Genomic DNA, 742 nt, shown 5'->3' on the forward strand with positions numbered 1-742 from the left:
CCGCTATCCCCCTGCTGGCTCAGAAGGTCAGCGGCAATCTCCTGAGCGCGTGATGGACCAGAGCCTCTCCTCCGACCTCCTGCCCGCCGCCGAAGACGCCTTCGTGGAAGCCCCCGCGCCGCGGTCGAACAGGCGGTCGAGTAACGACCGCGGCCTCCTGAGCCGCACCGGGGTCGACTGGCGCTACGGCCGCTCCGGCGCCTTCGAGAGCGTGGTCGAGGGCCTCGACCACGCTCTCGAAGGCGCCGGAGCGGCCGTAGAGCCCGTCGACCCCGGTGCGGATCAGGAGGCCGCGGTCGAACAGGCGGTCGAGGAACGACCGCGGCGCGGGGGCTTCCACGAAGGCGTCTTCGGCGGCGGGCAGGAGGTCGGAGGAGAGGCTCTGGTCCATCACGCGCTCAGGAGCTTGCCGCTGCCCTTCTGCACCAGCAGGAGGTTGGCGGTGTTGGAGAGGATGCGGTCGTTGCTGATCATCAGCGGCGCCGAGAGGACGTCGCGCAGCTGGCGGCCGAGGCTGAACGGGGTGCCGTTCTTGTAGCCCGCGATGCCGACCACGCTCAGCGCCCGCTGCACGATGTCGACGGCCTGGCCTGAGACGGTGGTCTTGACGTTGTTGAGCATGATCGAGAAGCCGATCGCGCTCAGCGCGTCGGGATCGCCCTTGGCGGCCTCGTAGCGATCGAGCCCGGCCACCACCGTGCTCCGCATCGCCTGGAGTTCGTTGGCGGCCTCGGCGAGGCGG

At 70.2% G+C, this 742-nt stretch carries 1 protein-coding gene and 1 pseudogene; both read right to left on the reverse strand.

Translation table 11 applies throughout. The features are described 5' to 3' along the window. Positions 1-187: 187 nt before the first annotated feature. Positions 188-391 (reverse strand): annotated as a pseudogene (locus tag VQ02_RS39655) (amino acid--[acyl-carrier-protein] ligase); the annotation flags it as partial. After that, the coding region (locus VQ02_RS33790) for an acyl-CoA dehydrogenase family protein (RefSeq protein ID WP_048448657.1) at positions 391-742 on the reverse strand (352 nt) is incomplete at its 5' end. The gene VQ02_RS33790 and the pseudogene VQ02_RS39655, both read right to left, overlap by 1 nt.

Source organism: Methylobacterium variabile, assembly GCF_001043975.1.
In the GTDB taxonomy this organism is placed as follows: domain Bacteria; phylum Pseudomonadota; class Alphaproteobacteria; order Rhizobiales; family Beijerinckiaceae; genus Methylobacterium; species Methylobacterium variabile.